Below are 545 nucleotides of genomic sequence, written 5' to 3'. Positions count from 1 at the left end.
GAAGTCGTTTTGTCATGTGTGGTGAAACGATTTCTGAGACAGGAAAAAGCAGCAGTAAAGCCAGTGGGAGTGGTAATGGAAAAAACTTTTTCAAAGATACAGCATCAAAGACAATTTCGGTAAGTGTTACTGTGGAATATACTATATTGAAAGAAGCACACATACCTAGTCATAAACACATTGGGGGTATGTCTTACTATCTTAGTAATGGATTGAAATACAATCATGCTTCTGATACCCAAACCACATATCAAATAAATAATTCCAGCAATATCTCAGATAGTGCAATATGGAAGAATCCTTCATCAGGGGCAAATTATTATGCCTACACATCAAACACAGGAGAAGGACAAGGACATAATCACCAAGCAACAGCATCATCATCTTCACATAATCATAGTATTGATGTAATTCCGCCTTACTATTTATTAGCCTTTATCATGAAACTTTAATTCCATTCCATAAATACAGATTTAAATTATCTATCATTTGCTAATGACAAAAGAGATATTAATATGGCTCAGGAGCCAAATCTGTTAAATCGG

1 pseudogene is annotated in these 545 nt (G+C 34.7%); it reads left to right on the top strand.

The annotated features are described in order from the left end of the window. Window positions 1-452, top strand: a pseudogene (locus KZ793_RS22450) (tail fiber protein); the annotation flags it as partial. Between the last annotated feature and the right edge of the window lie 93 nt (window positions 453-545).

Source organism: Photorhabdus antumapuensis, assembly GCF_020387775.1.
Lineage (GTDB): Bacteria > Pseudomonadota > Gammaproteobacteria > Enterobacterales > Enterobacteriaceae > Photorhabdus > Photorhabdus antumapuensis.
Note: the sequence above shows the minus strand (reverse complement) of the source record. Positions and strands in the feature narration are given on the sequence as shown.